The organism is Streptomyces flavofungini (genome assembly GCF_041028215.1).
In the GTDB taxonomy this organism is placed as follows: domain Bacteria; phylum Actinomycetota; class Actinomycetes; order Streptomycetales; family Streptomycetaceae; genus Streptomyces; species Streptomyces flavofungini_B.
Map to the genome: position 1 here is coordinate 1 of NZ_JASKYR010000790.1, position 3,429 is coordinate 3,429.

The window sequence follows — 3,429 nt, forward strand, 5'->3', positions numbered from 1 at the left end:
GCGGGGGAGGATGCGGCGGAGGCAGCTGACACGGGGCAGCTGGTCCACCGATCCCATGGAGCGCCCGGCGGGGAAGGCAACTTCCGCCGGGCGCTTCGACGTTGCCGGGGGCATGGTGCGTATGCGGGTGCCCCGGCGCGGCGGGCGCGTGCTCGCGGTGCGGTACCGGGCGGACGGGACTGAACAGTTGAACTGTGCGGCCCCCGAGGGGATGGAAAGCGCACGAAGTTGGGTAAAAGTGCTGTGGCAGTGTCGTCGACCATGATTCCCTCGTCAATCAGCACCGCCCCGACGTCCGTCACAGGTTTCAAGGTCCGATTCCGGGACATCCGTACGTGACGTGCTCGTGGGCACGAGCCGGTATTTCGGCGTCCCGGGTCCGATACGGTGCGCCGGTCCCACCTCCATTGCGTGTTTGCGGAGCCGACCCATGCTCACGACCTTGAAGACTGTCTATACCGACACGCGCGCCGAGGACCTCGCATGGGCCCTGGGCCGCGAGCCCCTGCCCGCCCTCGCCACCCTGGAACTCGAACTGGCGGACGTGAAAATGGAGTTGAGGCTGCTCGGAGCCTCGCACCAGGTCCTCATCGAGCAGGAGCGCGGCACCTGTTCCGAGACCGTCGCCTGCATCCCGGGCAGCAGTACGCCGCTCCCGCTGGGCGTGTCCAAGCGCGTGGGCGACTGGGAGTACGAGTTCGCGGCGCGTGTCGAGACCCTCTCGCGCGGCCAGTTCGCGGGCCGCGCCCAGGAGTTGCTCGCCCTCGTCGCCGAGCACCCGCACGGCCTCGCCGGAGTGTTCCCCGGCAGCCCGCACGCCTTCACCGCGCTGCTCGCGCAGCGGCACGAGGGCTCGGTCATGTGGCGTACCTGGCACGCGTATCCGCAGGAAGGCCAGTTGGTGGCCACGCGGACCCGGGTGGGAGTGCGGCTGCCGCTGCCCGCCGCGCTCTGAGCCGCGGCGCCTCCGGAGGAGCCGATGACACCCGCCGCGTCCCGAACCCGGAAAGGGCGCGTCTACACCGCCGCCGGGCCAGTTACACCCTTGTGGGTGACTTGGCGTCAGGGCGTGGTGACGTAGCGTTCCAGGCGTGATCCAGTCGTCCGTGCCGTTGCCGGTCTCGCCCCGGGCGGGACGTTTCCTCGTCCTCGTGGGCGTGTTCGTCTGCGCCGCCTGCGGGCTGGTCTACGAACTCGAACTGGTCGCCCTCGCGTCCTACTTGATCGGCGACTCCGTCACCCAGGCCTCGGTCGTGCTCTCCGTGATGGTCTTCGCCATGGGCATCGGCTCGCTGCTCGCCAAGCGGCTGCGGTGCCGCGCCTCGGTCTCCTTCGGCCTCGTCGAGGCGGCGCTCGCCGTGGTGGGCGGGTGCAGCGCCATGGCGTTGTACGCGGCGTTCGCGTGGACCGGCGACCGGGGCGAGGTGTGGGCGGGCGGCTCCCGGCTGCTGCTCGTCGCGTTCTCCCTCGCCATCGGCATCCTCATCGGCGCCGAGGTGCCGCTCCTGATGGTCCTCATCCAGCGCATCCGGCGCCAGGACGCGAGCGGCGCCGTGGCCGACCTCTTCGCCGCCGACTACGTAGGGGCGCTGGTCGGCGGCCTCGCCTTCCCGTTCCTGCTGCTCCCGCTCTTCGGCCAGCTCACCGGCGCCCTCTTCACGGGGGCCGTCAACACCCTCGCGGGCGGCGCGCTCGTCCTCGGCCTCTTCCGGCACGACCTGAGCGGGCGCGCCCGCTGGGTCCTGCTCACCGCCAACGTGCTGGTCCTGTCCCTGCTCGCCACGGCCGCCGTCCTGGTCGACGACTTCGAGCGGGCGGCGCGCCGCGCGGTCTACGGCGGCGATGTGCGCGTGGCCGTCCAGACGGACGTCCAGGAGGTCGTCCTGACCGGCGGCGAGCGGCGCTCCCTCGACCTCTACCTCGACGGCCGGCTGCGGATCAGCGGCCGCGACGAGCACCGGTACCACGAGGGCCTCGTCCACCCCGCGATGAGCGGCCCCCACGCGCGCGTGCTCATCCTCGGCGGTGGTGACGGCCTCGCCGCCCGCGAGGTGCTGCGCCACCGGGGCGTGCGCCATGTCGACGTGGTCGAGCTGGACGCGGGCGTCGTCGACCTGGCCCGGCACGACCCGGCCCTGAGCGGGCTCAACGGCCACGCGTACCGCGACCGCCGGGTGCGGGTGGTGACCGGGGACGCCTTCCGCTGGCTGCGCGCCGCGCACGGCACGTACGACGTGGTGATCTCCGATCTGCCCGACCCCGGCATCACGGCGAGCACGAAGCTCTACTCCCAGGAGTTCTACGGCCTCGCCACCCGCGTCCTGGCCCCCGGCGGCCGGATCGCCGTGCACGCGGGGCCCGTGTCGACCAGGCCGCGCGTCTTCTGGACGGTGGAGGCGACCGTCCGCGCGGCGGGCCTGCGGACCGTGCCGTACCGCGTGGGAGGCCGCCAGTCGGGGTTCGCCGCGGGCCCCGACCGCACATCACAGGGGATGCGGGCGGCGCGCGACTGGGGGTTCGTGCTGGCCTCGCGGGCGCGCCCGGTGCTCGCGGGCGCCGAGCGCTCCGAGGTCGTGCGCGCCGGGGCCCGCGCGGTGCTGCGGACCAGGGTGCCGGGCCTTGCGGCGTCCACTCTGGTGCATCCGCGTTACGCGAACTGACGTACACGCTCCGCCGAACCAATGCACATAGGGGCGGGTGCGTGGGTAGGCTCAAATGCCATGGAGCATGAGGTGTTCGTTCCGGTTCCGGCAGAGCGTCTCCGGCAGGTTCTCGCAGACCCCGAGCGGGTCGCGGGGGCGGTGCCCGGACTTCAGCGCGACGCGGAGGACGCGGCGGGGCCGCTCTCCGGTCGGCTGAAAGTGCGCGTCGGGGGGCACTCGATCACCTACCGGGGGGCGGCGGCCGTCCACGCCCGCGGCGACGGTACGTACGCCGTCGAGGGCGAGGGGAGCGAGGCGCGCGGCACCGGTTCCGTCCGGCTCTCGCTGACCGTGCGGATCGTCTCCGCCGACGCGGGGGCGCATCTCGTCTTCGGCGGCACGGCCACCGCGGACGGGCGCATCACCGAGGAGAACACCCCGCAGGCCGTCGAGTCCGCCGTGCTGCGGCTGCTCGACCGGTTCGCCGAGGGGCTCGCGGCGGCGGCGCCCGCGGACTCCGGACCGCCGGAGGAGGGCACGGAGGCGCTTCCCGAGGTGGACGAGGACATCGAACGCGACGACGTGGAGGGTCTTGACGACGCGCTCGGCATCGACGGCATCGACGGCATCGACGACGTCGACGAGCTGACCGGGCTCGACGACGCGGACGGGCCCGAGCGCCTCGACGAGATGGGGGACGTCGAGGACATCGACGTACCGCCCGCCGAGGCCGCGCACGCCCGCCGCACGATGATCGGCCGCAGCGCCGAGGAGGTCGACCACGCCC

Annotated in this window: 3 protein-coding genes; all 3 read left to right on the forward strand. The window is 73.0% G+C overall.

Annotation, left to right across the window (positions count from 1 at the left end; translation table 11 throughout):
• The first annotated feature begins 430 nt into the window (after positions 1–430).
• Positions 431–955 (forward strand): DUF2617 family protein, encoded by a 525-nt coding sequence (locus AB8Z36_RS34485; RefSeq protein ID WP_369217327.1) that lies wholly within the window; start codon positions 431–433, stop codon positions 953–955.
• A gap of 136 nt (positions 956–1,091) precedes the next feature.
• On the forward strand, positions 1,092–2,660 hold the full coding sequence (locus tag AB8Z36_RS34490; protein ID WP_369217328.1) for a polyamine aminopropyltransferase: 1,569 nt from the start codon (positions 1,092–1,094) through the stop codon (positions 2,658–2,660).
• 60 nt (positions 2,661–2,720) lie between these two features.
• Positions 2,721–3,429, forward strand: a 709-nt coding sequence (locus AB8Z36_RS34495) for an SRPBCC domain-containing protein (RefSeq protein WP_369217329.1), incomplete at its 3' end; no start/stop codon positions are given.

Excerpts from the sequence above, each read along its gene's own strand:
- AB8Z36_RS34485 (WP_369217327.1), top strand. The coding sequence starts at position 431 with ATGCTCACGACCTTGAAGACTGTCTATACCGACACGCGCGCCGAGGAC.